Annotated in this window: 18 protein-coding genes and 5 pseudogenes; 11 read left to right on the top strand and 12 right to left on the bottom strand. The window is 63.2% G+C overall.

All coding sequences use genetic code 11. The features are described 5' to 3' along the window. Positions 1–11 precede the first annotated feature (11 nt). From KB879_RS21490 to KB879_RS21480, 3 genes are read left to right on the top strand one after another with little or no spacing between them, the layout of a single operon-like run. Positions 12–1,028 carry a YeeE/YedE thiosulfate transporter family protein gene (locus tag KB879_RS21490; protein WP_153955786.1) on the top strand — a complete coding sequence of 339 codons (1,017 nt, stop codon included), beginning with the start codon at positions 12–14 and terminating at the stop codon, positions 1,026–1,028. 55 nt (positions 1,029–1,083) lie between these two features. Next, on the top strand, positions 1,084–1,371 hold the full coding sequence (locus KB879_RS21485; protein ID WP_153955785.1) for a DUF2282 domain-containing protein: 288 nt from the start codon (positions 1,084–1,086) through the stop codon (positions 1,369–1,371). A 22-nt stretch (positions 1,372–1,393) separates the two neighbouring features. Then, positions 1,394–2,812: an adenylate/guanylate cyclase domain-containing protein gene (locus KB879_RS21480; protein WP_211979739.1), complete on the top strand. Its 1,419-nt coding sequence runs from the start codon at positions 1,394–1,396 to the stop codon at positions 2,810–2,812. A 238-nt stretch (positions 2,813–3,050) separates the two neighbouring features. Here the strand turns inward: KB879_RS21480 and KB879_RS21475 are convergent, their stop codons facing one another. Both KB879_RS21475 and KB879_RS21470 read right to left on the bottom strand, forming a co-directional pair. Beyond that, on the bottom strand, positions 3,051–3,398 hold the full coding sequence (locus KB879_RS21475) for a cupredoxin family copper-binding protein (protein ID WP_153955783.1): 348 nt from the start codon (positions 3,396–3,398) through the stop codon (positions 3,051–3,053). Positions 3,399–3,434: 36 nt separating this feature from the next. Beyond that, positions 3,435–4,379: a metallophosphoesterase gene (locus KB879_RS21470; RefSeq protein ID WP_153955782.1), complete on the bottom strand. Its 945-nt coding sequence runs from the start codon at positions 4,377–4,379 to the stop codon at positions 3,435–3,437. A 360-nt stretch (positions 4,380–4,739) separates the two neighbouring features. On the opposite strand from KB879_RS21470, the gene KB879_RS21465 reads away from it, so the two are divergent. Both KB879_RS21465 and KB879_RS21460 read left to right on the top strand, forming a co-directional pair. Next, positions 4,740–6,437, top strand: a complete 1,698-nt coding sequence (locus KB879_RS21465) for an adenylate/guanylate cyclase domain-containing protein (protein WP_153955781.1) — start codon at positions 4,740–4,742, stop codon at positions 6,435–6,437. Positions 6,438–6,515: 78 nt separating this feature from the next. Beyond that, positions 6,516–6,920 carry a VOC family protein gene (locus KB879_RS21460; RefSeq protein WP_153955780.1) on the top strand — a complete coding sequence of 135 codons (405 nt, stop codon included), beginning with the start codon at positions 6,516–6,518 and terminating at the stop codon, positions 6,918–6,920. Positions 6,921–7,233: 313 nt separating this feature from the next. Here the strand turns inward: KB879_RS21460 and KB879_RS21455 are convergent, their stop codons facing one another. From KB879_RS21455 to KB879_RS21415, 9 genes and pseudogenes are all read right to left on the bottom strand, one after another. Then, complete coding sequence (locus KB879_RS21455) at positions 7,234–7,461, bottom strand: hypothetical protein (RefSeq protein WP_013956791.1); 228 nt, start codon at positions 7,459–7,461, stop codon at positions 7,234–7,236. 158 nt (positions 7,462–7,619) lie between these two features. Beyond that, positions 7,620–8,297, bottom strand: coding sequence for an anti-sigma factor (locus KB879_RS21450; protein ID WP_013956790.1), 678 nt, complete (start codon positions 8,295–8,297; stop codon positions 7,620–7,622). After that, the gene (locus KB879_RS21445; RefSeq protein ID WP_013956789.1) at positions 8,290–8,901 is read right to left on the bottom strand and encodes an RNA polymerase sigma factor; all 612 of its coding nucleotides are present in this window, start codon (positions 8,899–8,901) and stop codon (positions 8,290–8,292) included. Before KB879_RS21445 ends, KB879_RS21450 begins: the two co-directional genes overlap by 8 nt. 167 nt (positions 8,902–9,068) lie before the next feature. Further along, a complete protein-coding gene (locus KB879_RS21440) occupies positions 9,069–9,524 on the bottom strand; it encodes a dethiobiotin synthetase (protein WP_249221173.1) in 456 nt (151 codons plus the stop codon). 882 nt (positions 9,525–10,406) lie between these two features. Then, positions 10,407–10,682 carry an H-NS family nucleoid-associated regulatory protein gene (locus tag KB879_RS21435; protein WP_013956787.1) on the bottom strand — a complete coding sequence of 92 codons (276 nt, stop codon included), beginning with the start codon at positions 10,680–10,682 and terminating at the stop codon, positions 10,407–10,409. Further along, positions 10,666–11,865: pseudogene (locus KB879_RS21430) on the bottom strand (DNA-binding protein). Before KB879_RS21430 ends, KB879_RS21435 begins: the two are co-directional and overlap by 17 nt. Before the next feature lie 259 nt (positions 11,866–12,124). Beyond that, a complete protein-coding gene (locus tag KB879_RS21425; RefSeq protein WP_211979737.1) occupies positions 12,125–13,567 on the bottom strand; it encodes a hypothetical protein in 1,443 nt (480 codons plus the stop codon). Position 13,568: 1 nt separating this feature from the next. After that, complete coding sequence (locus KB879_RS21420) at positions 13,569–14,549, bottom strand: ATP-binding protein (protein WP_013954257.1); 981 nt, start codon at positions 14,547–14,549, stop codon at positions 13,569–13,571. Positions 14,550–14,552: 3 nt separating this feature from the next. Continuing rightward, positions 14,553–16,598: a hypothetical protein gene (locus KB879_RS21415; protein WP_211979736.1), complete on the bottom strand. Its 2,046-nt coding sequence runs from the start codon at positions 16,596–16,598 to the stop codon at positions 14,553–14,555. Between the two features lie 256 nt (positions 16,599–16,854). Between KB879_RS21415 and KB879_RS21410 the strand changes: the two are divergent. From KB879_RS21410 to KB879_RS39460, 4 genes and pseudogenes are all read left to right on the top strand, one after another. After that, positions 16,855–18,049 (top strand): annotated as a pseudogene (locus tag KB879_RS21410) (tyrosine-type recombinase/integrase). 317 nt (positions 18,050–18,366) lie between these two features. Then, entirely contained in the window at positions 18,367–18,585 is a 219-nt protein-coding gene (locus KB879_RS21405; RefSeq protein ID WP_153955777.1) for a hypothetical protein, read from the top strand. A gap of 520 nt (positions 18,586–19,105) precedes the next feature. Continuing rightward, a complete protein-coding gene (panP, locus tag KB879_RS21400) occupies positions 19,106–20,758 on the top strand; it encodes a pyridoxal-dependent aspartate 1-decarboxylase PanP (protein WP_153955776.1) in 1,653 nt (550 codons plus the stop codon). A gap of 282 nt (positions 20,759–21,040) precedes the next feature. Further along, a pseudogene (locus KB879_RS39460) lies at positions 21,041–21,152 on the top strand (integrase); the annotation flags it as partial. 83 nt (positions 21,153–21,235) lie between these two features. Here the strand turns inward: KB879_RS39460 and KB879_RS21395 are convergent. After that, positions 21,236–21,829 (bottom strand): SDR family NAD(P)-dependent oxidoreductase, encoded by a 594-nt coding sequence (locus KB879_RS21395; RefSeq protein WP_228772626.1) that lies wholly within the window; start codon positions 21,827–21,829, stop codon positions 21,236–21,238. Here KB879_RS21395 and KB879_RS39455 point away from each other — a divergent pair. After that, positions 21,804–21,932 (top strand): annotated as a pseudogene (locus tag KB879_RS39455) (ABC transporter permease); the annotation flags it as partial. The gene KB879_RS21395 and the pseudogene KB879_RS39455 sit on opposite strands and share 26 nt — an antisense overlap. After that, positions 21,933–22,175: pseudogene (locus tag KB879_RS21390) on the top strand (ATP-binding cassette domain-containing protein); the annotation flags it as partial. Between the last annotated feature and the right edge of the window lie 75 nt (positions 22,176–22,250).

Raw genomic sequence — 22,250 nt, 5'->3', positions numbered from 1 at the left:
AGGAAACGCCCATGAAACTCATGCTGCTGAGCCCCTCCTTTGGCGGCGCCCTGCTTTGCGCCGCCGTGATGGGATTCGCCATCCAGCGCGGCGCAACCTGTGCGGTTGCCGCGGTCCGCGAGATCACGTCATCGCGCAGTTGCAAGCGCCTCCTTGCCATGGCGGAAGCCGCGCTGTACGTAGGTGGCGGGCTGCTGATCGCGCAGCGCTTGGATCTGCTTCCGGCTATGCCATCTGGCTATCCGGTCGATGCCTTGACCGTCCTGGGAGGCGCCCTGCTCGGACTGGGCGCCTTTATCAATGGCGCGTGCGTATTCGGCGCCGTCGCCAGGCTGGGCAGCGGGCAATGGGCGTACGCTGCAACGCCCGTCGGATACTACGTGGGCTGCGTGGGGCTGCTTGCGCTGTGGCCCCAGGCGGAGCGCCCGGTGCTCGCCGCCACTTCGCCGGTGTGGCGCGCTGCGCCGCTGCTGACCGTGCTTTTCCTTCTCTACGTCGGGTGGCGGCTGCTCCGTCCGTGGCTCCGGGTGAGACGAAAATGCGCTTTTGCATCCCTGGGGCAAAGATGGCATGAACGCGCTGGCGCGCGGATCTGGTCGCCGCACCACGCCACTACGGTGATCGGACTCACATTCCTGCTGCTCCTGTTGCTGGCGGGGGCCTGGTCATACACCGAGGTGCTGGCCGAACTGGCGCGTGGCGGCGCCGGCATGTTGCCGGCACGGGCATTGCTGTCGCTGGGCTTGCTCGCCGGTGCTGTCCTTGGCGGGATGAGCGCCGGCCGCCTGGAAGGTACCGGGATTTCCTTTGCGCAATGTCTGCGTTGCTTCATCGGCGGCGCCATCATGGGCTGGGGCAGTCTGCTGATCCCCGGCGGGAACGATGGGCTGCTGCTGGTTGGCATGCCGCTGCTGTGGCCGTATGCGTGGATAGCCTTCGGCACGATGTGCGTCACCATCGCGTTCGCGCAACGGCTCCAGCGTCGGCTTGGCCAGGCCGTTGCGACTCCCGGCGCCCCGCATTCATAGGCAGGGACAACCCGGACCAGTCGTGCTGAACTGCCGACTGCCTGAAGGAGAAAGCATGACCCACCGAATCGGAAACGCCCTGGTGATCGCGAGCGCGCTCGCTGCCGTCGGGCTTGCGATCAGGCAGAACACGCATCTGCTGGCCAGTTCCTCGGCACATTTTGCCCTGGACCGTGAACGGTGCTTCGGCGTGGCCAGGGCAGGCAAGAACGACTGCGGCACCGCACTGCACGCTTGCGCTGGCCGCGCCCGCTACGATGCCGCCGCCGACGAATGGCTGATGCTGCCCGCCGGCACCTGCACGCGGATCGCGGGCGGCAGCCTCAAGTCCGCCGCATCCTGAGCGGCGGCCGCGGGACAGGGCGATGCAAGAGGAAGGACAGATGGTGCCAGCGCCGCACCGGCAGCAATCGCAGCGCATCGCGGCAAGGATCGCGGCGAGACTCGCAGCGAAGCTCTCCGCGTTTGGCCAGGGTATGCAATTGCCGCCACGCGTTCGGCGGGAGTTGGAGCGCGAACAGTACCTGAGTGAGTTGCTGGTGACGTCATTGCAACTGCTGGTGTTGCTCCTGTTCGCGGTCCTGTATCTCGAAACTCCCCCGGGCTTTTCACCCGACGCGCCCATACGCGCGGTACCGCTCGGCATCTCGCTGTTCGCGGTGCTGGCGTTGGTCCGGCTCTACCTTGCCATGACCGGGCAACTGGCCAACTGGATGGTGGGACTGAGCGTGGTGGCCGAAATGGCGGTCCTGATCTTCGTCATCTGGGCCTACCACCTGCAGTACGAGCAACCAGCCCAGATGTACCTGAAAACCACCGAATTCGCCTATATCTTCAGCCTGATCGCCTTGCGTGCCTTGCGCTTCGAACCGCTCTGGGTGGCACTGTCGGGCCTCACGGCGACGTTGGGCTGGCTGCTGTTGCTGCACTACGCGCTGACACACGCGAGCGGCAACCCTATCACCTGGGACTATGTCACCGCATTGCGCTCGACCCAGATTCACTACGGCGCGGAATTGGACAAGCTGCTATCCATCCTGATCGTCAGCGCGGTGCTGGCGTTGGCCTTGGCCAGGGCGCGCGGCTTTGTGGTCAGGGCCGTCAGGGGCCAGCAGGCGGTTGCGGACCTGTCGCTATTCTTTGACGATTCCGTGGCCAATCGAATCACCGACTTCGAAGCAAACATCATGGCCGGCCACGCCGAACTGCGCGACGCGTCGATTGTGTTCCTCGATATGCGCGGCTTCACTCAGGCGGCTGCCATGCTACAGCCATCGGCACTGATCCAGTTGCTGGGTGAATACCAGAGCCTGGTTGTGCCGATTGTCAAAGCGCACGGCGGCAGCATAGACAAGTTCATGGGTGACGGCATCCTTGCCAGCTTTGGCGCGGTCACTGCCGACGATCGCCATGCGGCCAATGCCTTGCACGCCATCGATGCCATCCTAGTAGCGGTCGACCAGTGGCGGGTCCAGCGCCAGTCCAAAAGCCAGCCGGCACCTGACGTCGGCGCCGGGATGGCAAGTGGTCCGGTGCTGTTCGGCATACTTGGGCACGGCAGTCGACTTGAGTACACGGTGATCGGCGACACGGTCAATCTGGCGGCCAAGCTTGAGAAGCAGAACAAGACTCAGGGCACGCGAGGCCTTACCACGCGAGCCAGCTATCAACAGGCTCGCAGGCAGGGCTATCTTGGCGAGAAACACGTCCTTCCTGAGCAGCCTGTCGACGGAGTTAGCGGCACGATCCATCTGGTGGACCTGGCACTGGGATCGGATGCCTGATTGGGTCAGCGTGGCGGCGAGCGCGGCGAGGAACGCCTCAATCGCGTTGACAGGATGACAAATTATTAACTCAGTGTGAGACCCGATTTTTCTACGGCCCGATCAGGGGGCAGCCGCGGACCTGCAATACGCGAGCTCATCAAATATTAACGACTTCCCCGTCCCGCGATAACGATCGCGTCCATCAATCTGAACAGGAGGGGAAGTCATGTGCGGCGCCAAAGCCTGTAGAGCGCACCTACTGGACGCTGATTGTCGCCTTCATATGCGGGTGTATCCCGCAGAAGACCTTGTAGACACCTGGTTTATCGAACCTGAACTTGTACGTGTCGTTCTGATCGAGCGCGCTGGAGTGGAACAGACCGGCGTCGTCGACAACCGTGTGCGGTTCGCCATCGAGATTTTTCCAGGTCACGGTCGAGCCGGCTTTGATCGTGAGCGACATCGGCGAGAACGTGAAGTTCTTCACAACGACGACATTAGTCTGCTGAGCTTGCGCGACGGAGAACTGGAAAACCAATGCCGCCATGAGCATACCGGCCCCGAGGGGGACGACATAGGCGCGGCGAAAGATAGTCGTTAACATGATGCGGGTCCTGGCTGGTGAGCAGTACGTGGCAATTCAGGCGAGCGTTGTGTCGGCAAGCGTCGCTGTGAGCGGGTGGCGCAAGATCTTGATGCTGGTCACGCCAAGCATCTTGGAAAGCTGATCGCGCGGTACCGTCAGCGGCATGGGTCCGGGACCATTGCCGGCCGTCGGTTGCGGATAGGCCGTCGAGCGCGCCGTATGGAAGGTGATATTGCCCTCCACCTTCGACACAATCTGGTGGATATGGCCGTTCAAGACAGTGACCGAGCCGAAGCGCTTCAGATTGCTCATTGCCTCACCGGCATCGCCGGTGCCCCAACCCCACGGTTGGTAGATCGTCCACATTGGCATGTGAGCGAAGACGACGATCGGTGTGCTGGTTGAGCGCTCCTTCAGATCCGCTTTCAGCCATGCGAGTTGGTCGTCGCCCAAGCCCCCCAAACCGTTCGGCTTGAAATGCATCACGTTGACTAGGGCGATGAAGTGCACGCCCCTGTGGTCGAAGCTGTAGTAGCCCCTATTGCCAGAGGCTTGACCAAAACGGTTGAAGTATTCCGTCCCGGGCCCATCGGTCACATCATGCTCGCCAGGTACGGTATGCAACTCGGTGATATTCAGGCCCGACATCAATTGGGCCGCGTGGTCGAACTCTTCCGCCTTGGAAAGATGCGTAATGTCGCCGGTGTGAATCGTCAGCGCCGGCTTGATCGGCATGGCGTTGACGTAGTCGATCGTCTTCTTGAGCGTGCCCGCTACGTCGGGATTGGCTTCCTTATTGAAGCCAATATGGGTGTCGCTGATCTGCAGGAAAAGGGGGACCCCCGCGGCAACTGAAGGGTCCTTCCCTGAGGCGGCAATGGCCAACTCCACCGGCGCGAAAACACCGCCGGCCAAGACAAAGACGGTCCCCGCACCACCGAAGGCGAGACACTTCAACGCGGCGCGGCGCGACGAATCGGATGGAAGATCTGACGACATAATGCCCTCACGATTAAGGTTAGAGAGGTAGATCGCCGGACTATCCGACGGGCCCTCTCGATTGGGTTCAAGTGCTAGACTGTCAAGCCATCCGTTTTATTCCACCGTAAGCACCGCACTGCGTCGGCCCGGAAGCAGGATGCGCACGCAGGTCCGTTATGAAGCGTTCAGCTTGGCCGGCATTGGTAATTGCCCTGTAGTTCATTCCTGCGGCAATCTGGTGGCCGAGGTGACAACTCGCTGCCCGTATAGGTGAAGCACGGCGCACGCATCGTGGCTCGGTCACATGGATGTTGATCGGGTGCGGCTTGTTGCGATGGGTAATCAAGACTGGCGCATCGAGAGCTTGGAGAGTCGAGCATGTCGCGCTTTCCCTATCTTCAACGATTGCGGCCCGCGGGGGTCAGAACGGTCCGGCTGGCCACCGGATTGGTGTTGTTCACTTACGTAGGGACGCACCTCCTGAATCACTCGCTGGGGAATATCTCGCTCGCATGGCTGGAGCGTGATCTGCTTGTGCAGAAGTTCATCTGGCAGGGATGGCTCGGAACGGCCGTGCTGTACAGCGCGCTGGTGATGCATTTCTTCCTGGGTCTGTGGGCTCTATACGAACGGCGCTCGCTGAACTGGACGCCAGGTGAGGTCGCGCAACTCGTCCTCGGCTTGTGCATACCGCCGCTGCTAGCCAACCATGTTGTCAATACGCGGGTCGCCTTTGCCGCGTTCGGCCTGAACAAGGGTTACGCACAGTTGCTGTATTCGTTCTGGATCACCTCACCGTTCTTCGGTCGTGTGCAGCTGATGCTGTTGGTGGTCGCCTGGCTGCACGGGTGTTACGGCATCTGGTTCTGGTTGCGGTTGAAACCATGGTTTGGTGCGTGGCGGAGCGTGCTGCTGAGCATCGCCGTGCTGCTCCCGGTGCTCGCGCTGCTAGGCTTCTTGCAGGGCGGACGGGAAGTGATGGCGCTTGCACAGGATCCCGTCTGGCGCGCGGCGGCGACCCGGCCGACGGTCATCGGAACAGAGCTGCAAAATCTCTGGCTCATCGAGCTGCGCAACGATTTTTTGCTCTTCGCTGGTGGTGCTCTGCTGCTGGTGCTCGCAGCGCGGCTGGTGCGCACGGTGCGGGAGCGCCGGGTTGGGCGCGTCTGCGTGCTGTATCCGGACGGACGAAAGGTATTCGCGCCGCTCGGATTTTCGGTTCTCGAGGCCAGCCGCATGGCCGGCGTTCCCCATGCCAGCACCTGCGGCGGCCGCGCCCGATGCACCTTGTGCCGGGTACGCGTGCTCAGCGATGTGCCGCTGTCCCCGCCGGCCGAGGCAGAGCGGCGTGTTCTAGAGCGGCTGGGAGCGGATTCGCAGACAGTGCGCCTCGCCTGCCAGTTGCGGCCGACCCACGACCTCTCCGTGTGGCCACTGGTGCCACCGGCTGCATCCACGGCCTTCTTGCAACGGCGCCAGTGGGACGTCATGCCGCATGAGCAATTCGCGGCGTTCATGTTCGTGGATATGCGGGATTCCACGAAGCTTGCGGCGGCACAACTACCGTTCGACAGCCTATTCGTGGTCAGTCGCTTCTTGAGTGCAGTCTGCTCCGCAGTAGTCCAGGCAGGCGGCGTGCCAAACCAGTTCCTGGGGGACGCAGTGCTCGCGATCTTTGGCTTAAGCGGCGAGCCGTCCGCCGCCTGTCGTCAGGCGCTAAGCGCGGTGCCGCTGGTGGCATCCAGCATCGACGAACTCAACGTTGCACTCGAGCAGCAACTGCAGACCAGGATCCGGTTTGGCATTGGATTGCACTGCGGCCGGGCGGTAATGGGACAGATTGGTTTTCGCGAGCATGTCGCGTTCACTGCGATTGGTGACCCGTTGAACGTGGCCTCGAGACTTGAGCAGTTGACAAAAGAGCTCGCTTGCGAGGCGATCGTCTCAGAACAGGTCTTCCAGCATGCTGGCGTTTTGGCCGCCGACCTGCCGCAACTTTCCGCACGCCTGCGAGGCCGCGAAGAGCCGGTAACTGTCCGCGTGCTGTCCAAGTCGGCACAGATGCCTCGGGCCTGACTGCGCCTCTCCGGCACGGCCGCCCGTGGCGCCGCTGACCGTGACCGGGCAGACGCTGCCAGCTAAATTAGGAGCAACATGACTATACCCACCTCCAAGCTGCGGGTCGCCAGGCCAACAGACGACATCAAGGCGCTCTTGCCGTTCTATCGCGACGGCCTGGGTCTGCAGGTCCTCGGGGAGTTCGAAGATCACGAAGGCTTTGACGGACTCATGCTTGGGGTCCCTCAGGGCACCAATCACTTTGAGTTCACACACCACCGGGGGCACGGCGCAGGGCGGGCGCCGACGCAGGACAACCTTGTCGTGTTTTATATTCAAGACCACGCGGTGTGGCAGGCGGCAGTCGAGCGCATGCCGCAACCGGGCTTCGAGGCCGTGCCGTCGCGCAACCCTTACTGGGACCGGGAGGGGCTCACTTTCGAGGATCCGGACGGCTACAGGGTGGTACTTCAGCATGGGGCCTGGAAAGATGGTCTCTGAGGGTTGGGCGATGCAATGCGTTGCTGCAACGGCAGACCCGGTGCACTTGGTTGCCGCCGAAGGGTGTAAGTGCGCAATCGGAAGGTGGAAAGTACGGAGCAGGTCGATGCCTCCTCAGGGTCGCCGCAATCTGGGCACGTCTCGGCACGCACAGCTTCGTCCCCGATGACTTCAGTCGCTCCGCCACAGTACGCTTCATGCGCGATCCGCCGCCCAGGTACAGGCCGCCGTTTTGGAAGAACTGACCGTTCGGCACGCCGCACAGGAACCCACGACAGCGGTTACCGTGCGGCGGCGGCACAAAGGCAGCATTTCAGGCGTGAGCGCCGTCGGTGAACGGATCGCGCGGGTCCGTGACCTTCTCACCGTCCGTGAAGACATCGAATTTGCCTGTCTTCGCGCCGTTGGTGAACGGATCACGAGGCCCGGCAACGTGGGTATTGCAGTCGGCGCAGGTACTGTCGGTGCGACCAGCAAAGGCATAGGATTGGGCTGCGAAGGATGCCAGCGCGGCAGCAGCCAGCGGAATCAGGATTTTCATGACAATCTCCAGATGCGGTAAGTCCAGGGCGCGAGGCACAGAGCGTGTCACCACGTGGGCTGTGCCCTGGTGCTGCACGACGCTCTGTCTCCGTGGCGATCCAGGATCCCGCGGAAACCAGTGCGCCGTGCACTAGTAAGACGCTGGCTGAGCGCGGTTTATTCCTGCTCGTTTTGCGTGGCCCGGAGCGCTTGTACAAAGGCATGCAGGTGCGCGGGCTCGGCATCGGTGATGGCCCAGAAGTTCATGCCGTGCTGGTGCCAGCGGGCAATCGCGTATCCGTCAGTGGAATAGCTTGCCGGTGCCGATGCGCCGTTCGTCGCCGGCAGGATGTAGAGATCGATCGGATGCTGCTGGTAACGGTAGATCAGTACGCCAACGGTGCGGCGGTCGATATAGTCCACCCGGCCGCCTGCCAGCGGAAAGCCCTGCGCCGCGAGGTCGGTGACCGGCGGCGCATAGTCGAGCCGGCCGTTGAACCACGGTTTGACTGTGTGCTGGTCGGTCGATACCACATCGATCGGGTGCTGCGACAACAGCGCGCGCACGTGGCTCGATACGATCGCCTGCCCCAGTGCATCGGCCTGCGGCGGCCGCACCAGGGTGAGCGCGCCCAACACCAGCGCCGAGGCCGCTACCCCGGCAAGACCGCCGCCTGCCCACGCCAGCGCGCCGCCGGAGGAAAGCGTGGGCCAGGTGAAGCGGGCCATGCGAGAACGCGGTTGGCGCGGCAGTCGGGCCAGCACACGCGCAGGCAGATGCGCCGGCGCGCGGTGATAGAGCGATCCGTCGTGCAGCATGCCGTGCAGCGAGTTTTCCATCGCATCATCATTCATGATTCGCTCCCGTTGAATGACCCCGCACCGGGCGGAGCGCGATGCCGCCAATGCCGCCGCGCACCCTCGCCTGCTCGGCGCGCACTGCCGCGCAGAGCAGGTGACGTGCGCGCGCCAGGCGCGACATCACGGTGCCGATTGGAATGTCGGCAACCAGGGCGATATCGCGATAGCTCATTTCTTCGAGCTCACGCAGGACAAGCACTTCGCGATAGATGACCGGCAAACGTTCGAGCGCGCGGTGGACCAGTTCCACATCGCCGTGGCGCACTGCAAGCGTTTCGGGATTGCTGCCGATATCGTCGATCCAACCCGGCAAGCGCTCGTCGCCATGCAGCGTTTCGTCGTACGGTGTGCCATCGGCGGCATCGGAGCGCCTGCGCCATTCGCTGAACCACGTGTTCCTGACGATGGCCAGCAGCCACGCGCGCGCATTGTCGCCGTGAAAGCCTTCAAAGAACCGAAATGCACGCAGGTAGGCATCCTGCACGATATCGTCCGCATCGCTTGCGCTGCCGCTCAGCCAGCGCGCCAGGTTATAGGCCGCGTCCAGATGCGGTAACGCCACTTCCGAGAAGCGGCTGGACTTGTCGGTTGCGATCACGGTGTTCTCCTGTCCCTGGCCCATGTAAAACCGCCTGACACCGCGATTTATTCCCGGCGCCGCGTTTTTTTTCGGAGGTCGTTCCGGGAATAGAGTCGCGACGCCAGGCGATATACGGAACGGCAGGGTACAACGCCAGGACGAGCCCATGGCGCACGTGGCATTGCCTATGACTCCGTCAGGAAATCCGGAATCACTTGGGTGAGGCGCAGGACGCCAGCAGGATCAAAGTAGAAGTTCATCGTCGCGTACTCCAGGCCATCTTGTGCGAACCGGTAGCCCCAGACCTCGCGGAGCATGCGCGGAAAGCGACTTATCTCAGCGGGCTTCCCGAAGCGAGTCAGGACATCGCGCGTGGTCCATTCGCCGATTCTGGCCCAGCCAAACTCCTCCGCGCTCAGCACCTGCCGGACGCTGACGACCCGCCGGTCGGGACCGATGTCGGCGGCCCATCTGGTCTCGCCTGGCGCGGGATAGAGCCAGCGCCGGGAGCCATCTGGAAATTGATAGATCTCGCGCGGCGCACCCAGCCGGGCCTGAAGCTCTGCCTCGCTGGCGCCGGGCGCCACAGATTGCCATGCCGGGCTCGCGCAACCAGCAGCCAGGGCAACTGCCGCCAGCATGAGGAGGCTGCTTGCAAGGCGCGGGGGTGGCCGCCGGGCGGGCTTCATCGGAAGAACGGGAATCATAATGGGTCTCCGTCAGGAATCATGGAGAGAGCTGCCAGCCGGGATGCACGAGCGCAGCACCGGGACGTGACGTCGAGGGCCTCCCTTGCGATTCAGCCTGAATAGAGGTCGCATTGCGCCAGCGTGATGCACGATGTGGTTGTGGCTGTGGCCGGGTCCACTGGCGCGCATCCGCCCGTTGCGAGGGCGAGGTACATGACGCAAAGCACGAGTGTGGTTCTTGCAAGTGGCATGATGGTCTCCTATGTGGCCGCGATCTACGGCACGCGGCAACGCAGGAGCGATGGCGGAACAACGCCACGCGGGCCGAGTCTTCCCGCGCCGCGACGCACCCGCTGCGGCGTTGCCATCCAGTCATGGAGATTCTGGCCCGTGGCGTCCGCCCCTGCGTGCCGGCACCTGTATGACTGCAACTCACGGGAAGCTATTCGAGCGAACTCGGCCTTGATGCAATATTCCCCGAGTTCTGCGGCGACCCCGTATGCGCCTTAGCGCAACAGGTACAGCGAATGTAGCCCCCCATTTGCCCGCTCGCCCGTGCTCGCGATAGCACCCATGGCGTTATCGCGGGAGCAATCCGCTTTGGCGCGGTCTCCCCTTACTACCGCCACCAGCAAACAAAAAGGCGCGGCCCCTTTCGAGAACCGCGCCCAATCCATTTGCTCAGGGACCAGTCAAGCCCAACTTCGCAGCGATACTCTCCGCTGTCGGACGGGCGTACACCTGAAGCATCGCATCCCCACCCGGCCAGCAGTTGGGCGTTCGAACGCCCCCTCGGATTCGGCCCGCTGCAAGGCTGCAACCTTTCGATCAGTTCTATCCGACCCGAAAAAACTCCACGCTCTGCCCCGCATTGACCGCCCGCCGCAGCCAGTCGGGCATCTCGCCCTGCCCGTCCCAACTTTGCCCCGCGGCGTTGCGGTAGCAGACCACTGGTGGTGGCGGTGGCGCTGGGGCGGGTGGCGGCGGTGGCGGAGGGGGCGGCGGATCGAAGCACCCCGCCGCTGCCAACTCCTCCATGGTCAGCCCGTAGTCGGCCATCTCCGCCTGGATCCAGCGGATCGCCGCCGCCCGCTCAGTTTTTGCTGTCATTGCTGTCGTCACTGCTGTCGCTACTGTCATCCGGGTTGGAGGCGGCCGTCGGCGCGCCCTGCTTGTCTTCTTGCTATTCGTCCAGCTTTTCGCCTTGCGCCTGCTTGTCGGTCGGCGCCGGGCCGCCGGCCTTGCGCCGCCGCCCGCTCTCCCGCCCGGGTGGCGCCACCCGCAATTCTGCCAACAACTGGCGCGCCAGCGCCGCTTCGACCTCGGCCCGTTCGGCCCGGCGCTGCGCCGCGCCCAACTTCGCCTGCGCCGCGTCCCGGTCGACGCCTGCCTGGCGCTGCGCCGCTTCGGCGGCCGCGAGCCGCTCGGTGAGCCGCTCAGTGAGCGCCGCGGCCTGGGCCTCGAGCCGGGCGCGGACTTCGGCCTGCGCCACGGCCGCGTCGCGGGCCTCGCTGCGCGCCGCCACCAGTTCGCCGCGCAGCTCTTCGGCCGTGCGCTCGCTCTTCTGGCGCGCGGTACGCTCGGCGTCCAGCTCGCGCAGGCTCCGCCGCTCGCTGGCCTCGGCCCGTTCCTGCGCGAGGGTCACCTGCTCGCGGGCGCGCTCCAGCTCGGTCGAGAATTGGGTGCGCAGCTCCGCCAGCTGCCGCCCGGCAGCGTCCAGTTCCGCCCGCCCCGCCTCCAGCCGGGCCTGGGTCGCCGCGTGCGCCTGCCGCTCCGCGGCCAGCTCCGCGTGCACGGCGTCGTGCGCCTGGCGCGCCTCGGCCAGCTGCGCAGAGGTGGCGGCCACCTCCTCCCGGGCTGCCGCGGTCTCGGTCCGCGCCGCGTCGCGCTCGGCCTCGGCGACGCTGGCCGCATGGCGGGCCTCGGCGCGCAGCGTAACCAGCTCGCCGGTGGCGGCCTCGTTGGCCGCCTGCCAGATGGTCTGGACCGCCCCGGCGGCGATGTCCTTCAACGCATCCGGCAAGTCGGGATGGTCGATGGTGACGCGCGTGCGCCCGCGCAGCTCCTGCCAGAACGCCTGCAGCACCTCAGCGGGCGTGCCCATGCTGCCCTTGCGTACCAGGCTATAGAGCTTGTTCGCGGTGGGCGTAACGCCATAGCGGAAGAACAGCAGGCCGCAGACCTCGCGGTACAGCGCGCGGGTTTCGGGGAAACGGCTGCGCAGCTCGGCAATGTCGTTGGCCATCGCGGCCTGCAGGGTGGCGTCGTTCAGATCCATGTCGGCAGCGAGCATCAGGGCAAAATGAGTGGAGTGACATAAAAATATTATTACGTAATACGTATAAAAACTACTTTCTAGGCGAATACTTTAGACATAACTGCGCTTATGTCTATCATTCTGGTGTTTTGATGCAAAACGATGTGCCCCTCGTTGGTTTGCACAATTTTGTTTCCGTTTTCTGCACAATTTTGTTCCGAGCCCCCTGGGCCGAAACTCTGGCGTCGATACGCCGCAAGCCAACGGCTTTCACGTTGCCCACGGTGCGTCGCGTTCAGATCCGGGATCGCCCCCGACGCACATTCGCTTCTGCCCTCGTCCATTTGATCAGCAGCAGGCCATCGTCGGTTTCGCACAGGCGGACGCAAGATTTGGAATCGTCGCGCTCAAGTGGATCGACACCCCGATCGATGTCATCTAGCCAAGTGGTCAGCGCGTCGAACGTCAGCTCGGCTTCCCACGCGACCGCCATATCGAGCACTGCGCTTAGCGCCGATTCCCGGACCCACCCGCAGCAGGTCCAGACGTCCTGATCGGCATATAGATAACCCGCCGGCGCTACCGCTGCATCCCGTGTATAGCGGATGAGGCCCAAGTCGCGCATGGCGTGAGAAACGCAGGAGAAGCGCCGCCGTTCCTGCTCCGCCTGCCGATTGGAGAGCACCAGGTCCGAACGGCCCCAGCCGAGTTGAAGTTCGTTGAGCGCGATATCGTATGGGCAGATCAGGCCCCAGCGGGGCCCCTCCTCCGGATGCACGCTGACCCAGCGGGAAAGCCATCCCGCCTTGGTCAGCCTCCACCGACAGCGACAGGTGCCATGGCGAGTCTGCCGGTCCTGCATGGCATGCAGGCGAGTGACAAACGAAGACGGATTCGCCGAAGCGGCGTTGATGCGTATATAGAAGTGAAGAACTTCGGCAAAGCTGAGGTGGCACAACCTGAGGCGGCCGAGCTGGATTTTCGCTTGCCGCGCAAACGCGTGGCTTTCCAGAGTCCACCGATCACCGGCTTCGATAAGGAGCTGCTCGATGTCCTCGGGCGGGGGCTCAAGCGTGCGCAGCTGGCCGAACGCTTGGTCGAGGGAGACGGCCCCCGGCATGCCATCGTTGCCCGACGACCAGATCTCGCCGAGCGACATACGCGCGGCAGCGACGCTCGCCCGTGCGACCCAGCCAGCGAGCGACGCAACACGCCCCTGCTCTCGGGCGGGAAAGCCGGCATCAATGCCGTGCGGCCACGTCCTGCAGCGTTGCCGCATCACGAACTCCAACGCGCCCACGCGCTGCGACACGAGGCTGGCGGTGTGCTTCTGCGCCCAGGTCGTTTTCAGCTCGCTCAGGTGAAATGGGCACCGCGAAAGCCACCCAAGCTGATGCAGGTAGCTGTGGTAGCCGTGCTGCACACAGGTCTCGCAATAGCGGATGGCACCTCGCTCGCGACTATCGGGAGGCGGGCCATAACGGCCGACATCGATGAACCGTATGGAAGGCGAGAAAACGTCTTCGACAAGCGGCGCGGTCTCACCGAGCACGGACGCCAGACGCCTGATTTCGTCGATCGGAAGCGGCGTGTTGCTATCGGGCTCCACACTCAAAAACTTCGCGCATTTTCGGACGTTGATGCCATTCAGTGCGCAGAAGCGGGCGACGAACGACAGCCTCGACTCGTACGGACGGAGGTTTCCCGGCCACCAGTTCACCGATGGGTAGGCCGCCATGTCAACTACCCGTCGAGATGATCCTCATGTGGTCCGGGAAGTTCGCTTTTGCGAGTTCTCGCAACCAGCTCTCGTGGGAGGTCACGTCGTCCCAGTCTTCGCCCCGCGCCAGTTGGAAGAGTATCGCCTCGGTCGCTTTCGCGACATGCTGCATTGGAAACTCGAAATGCCGGCGCGCCGATTCGGGCGAAAGCTCCATCAGCGCTTTCCACAGCTGCGCCGCGCATTCGGCGAGCCGGCGCCCTGCCGCATAATCCGCCGGTGCGAAGTACTCCAAGTACGGAACGCCGCTGCTTGGCGGCCACTCGGAGTCGATATCGTAGCCGTTGAGCACGTACCCGATCTCCTCGGGGGAGCGCAGGCCGTGGAAGCGCGCATGCGCTGCCATAAAGCGCGCGGCGACGTGAGCGTTGCCCGTGATGGCCATATATTCGTGGCGATAGTTCAACTGGTGTGAGCCGACTGAAAATACGCTGAGTAAATAGCCCTCGTAATCGAGCTCATTTTGCAGGCCGGCCAGCCATTTCCACTCCCGCAACGTCAGGTCCTGCGCTTCGTCAATAAGCAGCACCACGTAGTTCCGTTGCGCGTTGTTCGCAATGGCGATGAAGCGTTGCTTGCACAGGTATATGCCTTCGGCTTTCTTCGGTGGCTTTGCCGGGTTGGCGAATTCGAAGCGTGAGGCGAGTAGGAGCTGGTGCCAGAATCCCGCTTCACTACTCTGACTGTCGGGGCGGCGATTCCACACCACCAGGGGCATGACGGCCTTGAAGCGCTCCTGCAATTCGTTTGCAACGTACCACTGCAAACAACGGGACTTGCCCAGGCGTGACGCGCCATAGATATAGCCGCCGGGGCGCTGCTGGTCGATCCATTCGCCGATTTGCTCGATCATTTCGTGCATGGGCGGTGTATACACCGCGTACTGCTTCGTCACGATGCAGTGCCGTGGATCGATGCGCTCGGGCAGTGAGAAGGACATGGCTTACCTCGACTGCGCCATTCGACGCGGAGGCAGCGTGGAACCCGCAGGAGGCTTCGGCGGGTCCGCGGCGCCAGACTGCGCGCGTCTTGCCGTCGGCTCCTGCGCGGACCCCTTGCTATGGTTCGAAAAACTGCTGCCTGCCTTGGCCCGAGCCATTGCTGCATCCAGCATGGAAGGCCCGATTGATGAATCGGCTGCGGCTGTCAGTATGCGCCGTGCCTCGAGGTAGGCCGGATGGACCGGCAAGCGGTTGTGCGCCTGGCTCTCCACGTAGCGCATGAAGACATCGATGGCGTCGACGCCTGCCGGGATCGCAAACTTTCCGTGAGAGCACGCCTGGCAAATTGCAGCACGTAGCGACAGGCTGTGCGGCGACATGTTCCAAGGCGGTGCTGCCCGCAACACGCCGAGTGACATACCGTCCAGCGTGGAGGCAAGCGCCACCCGGCAGTCATCCTCCTTGTGGCAGACCACCCAGATCTCGGATCCGACAAGGTCGTGCCGGTTGTGCAGCACGTCGTTGGTGTAACGGCCGTAATGGAACTCAACGAACGGGGCACGCCCGCTCGCAGCGCCCCCGCGCACGATGCAGCGCTTGCGGATGCTGAATAGCGTGTCCACGACAGCGGGGTCGGCTCGCCGGAAGCTCTGCTGCGAATGGTGGTACAAGAACTTCGCATACGCGAGCGGCGTGCGGTTACCAATCCCGCTGTGCGGTGTCGCGTTGTAGTTGGCAATGAGCACGTCCAGCAGCTCTTCCGCATATTCGTACTGGAATCGACTCGCCAGGGCGACCTCTTCCGGCTGTCTTCCCTTGCGGTCCTGGAAATTGGCGCCGGTGGTGTTGGAAAGACGCTGAAATCCCTGTCCGGCCAGATTGCGGAAAAACGCCTCGATGAACGGGCGGTCATCCTTGCTTCGACGTTTCGAAAACGAGGTCTTCGGGTCCAGTAGCGTGGAGCCGACGCTGTCGCGCAGCGCATCCCGCACGTGCTGACAAGTCTCGGCAAGCGCGCCATCTACGCTGGTCTCGTCCCAGCATAGTCCGACGAAATCGTTACCCAGAGCGGAAAGAAGCCCGGCTTCAGGTAGATACGGCGTATCGCAAAAACTGACCGGGCGCAGGCACCATCTGCCCAATGCCCGCTTCAGCGCGCGCATGACGTCATCATTCGATATTTCCCGTCTCACGCTGAAGTAGTACCCTAGCACCGCGCGCGAAATGACCTCCAGGATCACAACAACCCAGAGACGATGAACGATCTTCTCCTTGAAACCGCCCCCCATGAGCGGAAGCGACACGCAGAAACGTCCGTCTAGCTTGTGCGCGTCCATCTCGACGCGTTGCATGAACCTCAGCACCGGCCGCCCGGTTCCGTCACCGGACCTCAGCTTCAAAGCCAAATTCGGCCCGCCACTCGCCGCGGCCAGCGCCCTTGGGTTGGCCGACAGCACCTTGTCGATATACCGACAGATCGAATAGTAGCCAAGGCTCGATGTATTGAACGGCCATTCGTTTCGCGCTTCGTACCCGAAGCTACGCAATTGGTCCAGAAACCACGCGCAATGACGCCTTCTCGACTGTTTAGTTTCGACTAGCCGCTTGGCTGAGGCGCTCGCAAGGATACGCGCCTCAAATGCCTGACGAAGCGCCGGCTGGCAATCCAGCAGCGCCTGCATCGCGCCCGCAGCGCCGCGGCCGAACTGGTCGACATGGACCTTCCTGCTACGACGGTATGGCTTGACTCGGAGCCATGGTACAAGTCCGCGCCAGCCATAAGGACGCCCGTCGGGATGCGTCTCAAGGCAGCGCTCCCGGATGAGACGATAGACCTGTCTTGTGCCAAGCGACGTCAGCCGCCTGATGCTATCGGCCGAGGCACCGGAAAGATACAGCGAAACCGCCTGCTTTCTCGCAAGGTACAGGACGCGTCGGTCACCAGTAAGTGCTCCCTCGTCGGGGCTGGCCCAGTGGGAAGTGTCGACGGTTCGCCCGTCTATCATCCGGCGGGAGTAAAAGGAATTGTCGTCAATGCCCTCTTCCATGCGACGCTCCAAAATGGGCTGATCGCCCAAGAGGCGATGGTTGTAAACCATAGGGCACCTTCGGGAGAAATCGCACGACGAGCATGGAACAAACGTTGGCGAAGATACAAAATTGCTTCGAGTGTTCGCCGGAGGAACAAAATGGTGCAGAATTTTGTGAAGTAAATTTGTTCTCGCACGCCCGGACTGCGTCGCTTTCACGGCCACGTATCGGATACAAAATTGTGCAAACTAACGCCCCTGCCGTCACTCGCTTATGGAACTGCTCCCCATTCAACCGGTAGAAAGCCTGCGCCTCACCCCGCCGTTGTCTGGTGCCGCCGGCAGTAATCGCGCCCCAGCCACGGCCACGCGGATCGCCGCGGCCGACGACCTGGCCGCCGTCACCGCCTGGCTCACGCGCTATGCCGATAGCGCGGCGACACTCCCCACCTACCGGCGCGAGGTCGAGCGGCTGATCCTGTGGGCGGTCCTGCAACTGGGCAAGCCGCTGTCCTCGCTCACGCACGAAGACCTGCTCGCCTACGAGCGCTTCCTGGCCGATCCGCAACCGGCCGCGCGCTGGGTCCTGAGCGGCAGCATGAAGCTCGCGCGCAGCCATTCGGACTGGCGCCCCTTTGCCGGGTCGTTGTCGGCCGGCAGCGTGCGCTAGGCGATGGTGATCCTGAACGCCCTCTTCGCCTGGCTGACCGAGGCCGGCTACCTGGCTGGCAACCCGCTCGCGCTCGCCCGCCGCCGGCGCGCGCCCACCAGGCCGCGCATCACGCGCTACCTGAGCCATGACTGGTGGGCGACCGTGAAAGACACCGTCGCGGCGATGCCGACCGCCACCGCGCGCGCGCGCCTGCATGCGGCGCGCTGCCGATGGATACTGACCGTGCTCTATCTGGGTGGCTTGCGGGCGTCCGAATTGACAGCCACGACCATGGGTGCGTTCTTCTGCCGGCGCGATGCCCAAGGCATCGAGCGCTGGTGGCTGGAGGTGACCGGCAAGGGCAAACAAGGTGCGCCTGGTACCGGCCTCCGACGAGTTCATCGCCGAGCTGGCGCGCTACCGCCGCGCCCACGGACTCGCCTAACCCGCAGCCTGGGAAAACGCGCCCGTTGGTGCTGTCGGTGATCGGCCGTGAGACGGGTCGCGAGAAGGCCCATCACGCGGGGCTCTGCACCTGATTCTGAAAGAGGTGTTCGGCATGGCGGCCTAGCGCCTGCAGGCGCGCGGGCCCGAGTGGGAAGCGCAGGCCGATGTCCTGGCCAGCGCCTCGGCGCACTGGCTGCGCCACACCGCCGGCTCGCACATGACCGACCAGCAGGTCGACCTGCGCTTTGTGCGCGACAACTTTGGGCACAGCTCGCTGTCGACGACGAGCGGCTACCTGCAAAGCGAGGAGGATGCGCGGCACCGGGCGACGCAGGAGCGGCATCGGATCGGGTGGGGCAGCAACTACTGACCTAGGACCTGTGCTGGCTCGGGTGCCTGCGCGTGCCGCGCGCCGGCTTCGTCCTTCGGGTCGGGCGCGCTCGATGGACAACGACATGCAATGGCGTGGTCAATTCGCCGTATTGTTGATCGATCCATGCCGGTCGTGGCTGCCAGAATTTTTCCGGTTCAGGGCAGATTATTGTGGGTTTTGAAACCGATCATTGTGAGCGTAAGGGTTTACCGCCACAAGGGAAATCCCTAACATTGCGCTCATCGAATGCCGCAGTGCAACAACACTGAACCAAAAGGAATGGCATTCACCAGTTTTGAAGGAAGAGGTGAGCCATGAATACCAATCGCCGTGCCCTAGTCGCTGTCGCCGCACTCGCCGCCACCCTGGCGGCTGCGCCGGCGTTTGCCAAGAGTGGCAAATTCGATACTTACACTGACGGCGCGCGGTCTGGGAAGTACGATGTTTATACTGACGGCGCAAAAAGCGGCAAATTCGACACTTATACGGACGGCGCCAGGTACTACATTGCGTCCGACCGCGCCCCCCTCTAAGGCCTGCAAATCCCGGTCGGGGACACCCTCCCCCAACCCGGTTCCGCTCTCCTGAACCCCACACTTCCCCAGAGTGTGGGGCTTTTACTTTTCGGGAACCAGAACTTTCAGACGCCCGATACGGGGGCGTGCCGGGAGAAAGCCCCCGAAATGATACATATTCCCAGAAGTAATAAAGAACGTGGCTTTTATGCGCGTGACGCCAGATGCTCGAGCGCGCTTGGCGCAGCTAGGTCCCGGCTGCTGGAGCAATCGGAGTGACAGCGAGGCGCGCCCTGGATCCATCAATGGATATTCACCCCCTTGAGGCATGCGATCATCTCCAGAGACCCTCTGGTATTTGGTGCTGGTGCTGACCGCTCCGCAGGGCGCCCAATAGAGAAGGCGATTGATGGTCATCAACGGGCAGCGGCGACGTCGTCAAAGGTGCCGGTCGGGGCCCTCGGCCAATCCGCATCCGTCCGATCCGGCATAATGCCCGGCGCACCATGGCGCTACTGGATTGAACTGGGTAATGAAAATGAAGCCGGACATCTCTCGCGAAGAGACCTCACAAAGCACGGACGGGGGCGACGACTGCCCCTTGCGCTGGTTCGACGCGGATCTGGGTGCATTCGAATCGCTCGAGCGATTGATCGCCGAGCATCCGGCGGATTTCTTTGCGGGCGAGCGTTTTGATCCGGTTGGCGCGTGCGCCACACGCGAGGCGGTGTTCGCGTCGGTTGAGCTGCCCGAGACTCCGACATCGCCGCAAGCGCACGCCGATCATCTCCTCAACGACGTGTTTCGGCACGTGATGCCCGTGGCATCGCCTACTTTCGTCGGACACATGACGTCGTCGCTGCCGTCGTTCATGCCCTCGCTGGCCAAGGTGGTGGCAGCGCTCAACCAGAACGTCGTGAAGCTCGAGACTTCGGGCGCGCTGACAGGGCTCGAGCGCCAGGTCATCGGCATGCTGCACAAGCTGGTGTTTGGGCAGGACAGCGCGTTCTATGCGAGATGGCTGCACGATGCCGACCACGCGCTCGGCGCGATCTGTTCTGGCGGCACTGTCGCCAACCTCACCGCGCTATGGGCGAGCCGCAACAACTTGCTGGGCGCGCGTGATGGCTTCGCCGGCATCCATCGCGCCGGACTGGTAGCTGCGCTACGCCATTACGGCCATGACGGGCTTGCAATCGTCGTCTCGGAGCGCGGGCACTACTCGTTGCGAAAGGCAGCCGACGTCCTTGGCATCGGGCGCGACAATCTCGTGCCGGTCGGGGTCGATGCAGACGGTCGCATGCGCATCGACTTGCTGCGCGACACCATGCGTGACCTGCAGCAGCGCAACATCCGGCCGATGGCGATCGTCGGCATAGCGGGGACGACGGAGACGGGCGCGGTCGATCCACTCGACGCGATTGCGGATGTTGCTCATGAGGCCGGCTGCCATTTCCACGTGGATGCCGCATGGGGCGGCGCAACACTGCTGTCGGAGCGCGAGCGCTGGCGCTTCGCGGGCATCGAGCGTGCCGATTCCGTCGTCATCGATGCGCACAAACAGTTCTACGTGCCGATGGGTGCCGGCATGGTGCTGTTCCGGAGCCCGGCGTGGACGCAGGAAATCATCCAGCATGCGAACTACATCGTGCGCAAGGGCTCGGTGGACTTGGGGCGCCATACGCTCGAAGGATCGCGCGGCGCGGCGGCAGTCATGCTCTATGCGAACCTTCATCTGCTCGGTCGCAAGGGGTTGGCGCAGTTGATCGATCGAAGCATCGATAACGCTCAATACTTTGCATCCCTGATTGCGCAGCAGCCGGATTTCGAGCTCGATAGCCACCCGCAGCTTTGCATTCTGACCTATCGCCATGTGCCCGAGACCGTGCGCGCCGCGCTGGCAACGGCTTCGGCCGACAGGCGCGAGAAGATCCTGGACGCGCTGGATGCGCTGACCATCAGCATTCAGGAAATGCAGCGCGATGTCGGCCGCTCGTTCGTATCGCGCACGCAGTTGATGTCGACTCAGTGGGGTGGCCGCCCGATTGCCGTTTTCCGCGTGGTCCTGGCCAACCCGGATACGACGCATGCCATCCTGCAGGACATCCTCGACGAACAGCGCGCACTGGCGGCGGCCAGCCCATGCATGGCGCCGTTAATGGCGCTGATGGGGGCGCCGGACGCCGCGTGAGGCATTTGCAACTGGCGGGCGCCAGTCGTCGACCGTGTGTCGCTGGTAACGGTCCGAGACTCGTAGATTCGGTGGGCCTCTTCGGTAGTTAGACGAATGCAGTGTCAATGGGCGGCTGCAGTTCTGTAGCGACCGGCCAAGGCAGGAGTTCGTTGATCCGGTTGATGGGTGGGCGGCGATTCGCAACAGAAATAGCTTTCTGGGTTGAACCCGTTGAGTGTTGCCGTACCAATGACCGTTAACACGACCATCATGACCACGCTCACCTTCACTTTAACCGTTGAGCGGCTGCGGGCGCGCGGGCCCGAGTAGGAGGCGCAGGCCGATGTGTTGGCCAGTGCCTCGGCGCACTGGCTGCGTCACACCGCCGGCTCGCACATGACCGACCAGCGCGCGCCGGTTCCATTGCTAGTCGACATGTCATGCCATCAACAAGAGATCAAGGATAAGTCTCGTAGCATCCGGCACGCGACAAGCTCAGCTAGTCATGCCGCCATCCACCGACAATGTTGCACCCGTGACATAGGCTGCCTTGTCCGAGAGCAGCCACAAAATGGCTTCGGCAACTTCCTCCGGCTGACCGAGCCGCTGCATCGGAATCATGTCGTCAAGCAGATGCACATCGCCATTGGTCGAGCGCATGTAGTTTGGCGTCTGCGTCGCACCCGGGCACACCGCGTTGATGCGGATACCCTGGCCGGCATACTCCTTTGCGACAGCCTTTGTGAGACCGACAACCGCGTGCTTGCTCGCCACGTAATGGGCGATTCCGTTCATTCCGCGTAGCCCAAGAATCGAAGCGTTGTTGACGATGGTGCCGCCGCCGTGGCGTAGCATTGCTTCGACCTGGTACTTGACGCCGTAATATGCGCCCTTGAAGTTCAGGTCAATCACCCACTCCGATTCATCTACCGAAGTCTGGTCGATGGGCTTGAAATCGGCATGGCCACCGGCGTTGTTGAAGGCGAAGTCCAATCGCCCGAAGCGGGATTCGATAAGCGCTACGAGCTGTTCATTGTCTTCGCGACGCGATGCGTCGGTGATCCTTGGCGCGCTGTCTGAAGGCAGCATGGCCGTGGCGGCGCCGGCGCTGGCGATCGCCAGCCTGACCCTCGCCGTCAACCTCGTCATCGACAATCTGCCGGGTCGCTCGGCACGTAACGGAGTCAAATAAATGGGCACGTCCGTAAAGGTCAGCAATCTGCGCATCACCGCAGGCCAGGCGACGTTGGTCGATGGTGTGGACTTCGAGATCGTGCTGGCACTGATCGGCGAGTCCGGCTCGGGCAAGACCACCACCGCGCTGGCGCTGATGGGCTTTGCACGCCACGGCTGCGAGATCGCCGGCAGCATCCGGGTCGGCACCACCGACGTATTGCACCTCTCGCCCGGCGACCAGCGCCGGCTGCGCGGGCGCGGCGGTTTGACGACATTGCTTCTCCCCCTCAATCCGCAGTAACCTCTGCCCCATGCGGCAGGCACATGCCGCCCA

Source organism: Cupriavidus sp. KK10, from assembly GCF_018223725.1.
In the GTDB taxonomy this organism is placed as follows: domain Bacteria; phylum Pseudomonadota; class Gammaproteobacteria; order Burkholderiales; family Burkholderiaceae; genus Cupriavidus; species Cupriavidus necator.
This window is presented reverse-complemented; position numbering and strand designations above follow the sequence as displayed.

Excerpts from the sequence above, each read along its gene's own strand:
- KB879_RS21485 (WP_153955785.1), top strand. The coding sequence starts at position 1,084 with ATGACCCACCGAATCGGAAACGCCCTGGTGATCGCGAGCGCGCTCGCT.
- KB879_RS21405 (WP_153955777.1), top strand. The coding sequence starts at position 18,367 with ATGAATACCAATCGCCGTGCCCTAGTCGCTGTCGCCGCACTCGCCGCC.
- panP (WP_153955776.1), top strand. The coding sequence starts at position 19,106 with ATGAAGCCGGACATCTCTCGCGAAGAGACCTCACAAAGCACGGACGGG.
- KB879_RS21435 (WP_013956787.1), bottom strand. The coding sequence starts at position 10,682 with ATGACAGCAAAAACTGAGCGGGCGGCGGCGATCCGCTGGATCCAGGCG.
- KB879_RS21475 (WP_153955783.1), bottom strand. The coding sequence starts at position 3,398 with ATGTTAACGACTATCTTTCGCCGCGCCTATGTCGTCCCCCTCGGGGCC.
- KB879_RS21425 (WP_211979737.1), bottom strand. The coding sequence starts at position 13,567 with ATGGCGGCCTACCCATCGGTGAACTGGTGGCCGGGAAACCTCCGTCCG.
- KB879_RS21460 (WP_153955780.1), top strand. The coding sequence starts at position 6,516 with ATGACTATACCCACCTCCAAGCTGCGGGTCGCCAGGCCAACAGACGAC.
- KB879_RS21420 (WP_013954257.1), bottom strand. The coding sequence starts at position 14,549 with ATGTCCTTCTCACTGCCCGAGCGCATCGATCCACGGCACTGCATCGTG.
- KB879_RS21455 (WP_013956791.1), bottom strand. The coding sequence starts at position 7,461 with ATGAAAATCCTGATTCCGCTGGCTGCTGCCGCGCTGGCATCCTTCGCA.
- KB879_RS21395 (WP_228772626.1), bottom strand. The coding sequence starts at position 21,829 with ATGCTGCCTTCAGACAGCGCGCCAAGGATCACCGACGCATCGCGTCGC.
- KB879_RS21470 (WP_153955782.1), bottom strand. The coding sequence starts at position 4,379 with ATGTCGTCAGATCTTCCATCCGATTCGTCGCGCCGCGCCGCGTTGAAG.
- KB879_RS21490 (WP_153955786.1), top strand. The coding sequence starts at position 12 with ATGAAACTCATGCTGCTGAGCCCCTCCTTTGGCGGCGCCCTGCTTTGC.
- KB879_RS21450 (WP_013956790.1), bottom strand. The coding sequence starts at position 8,297 with ATGAATGATGATGCGATGGAAAACTCGCTGCACGGCATGCTGCACGAC.
- KB879_RS21465 (WP_153955781.1), top strand. The coding sequence starts at position 4,740 with ATGTCGCGCTTTCCCTATCTTCAACGATTGCGGCCCGCGGGGGTCAGA.
- KB879_RS21415 (WP_211979736.1), bottom strand. The coding sequence starts at position 16,598 with ATGGAAGAGGGCATTGACGACAATTCCTTTTACTCCCGCCGGATGATA.
- KB879_RS21440 (WP_249221173.1), bottom strand. The coding sequence starts at position 9,524 with ATGCTGGCGGCAGTTGCCCTGGCTGCTGGTTGCGCGAGCCCGGCATGG.
- KB879_RS21480 (WP_211979739.1), top strand. The coding sequence starts at position 1,394 with ATGCAAGAGGAAGGACAGATGGTGCCAGCGCCGCACCGGCAGCAATCG.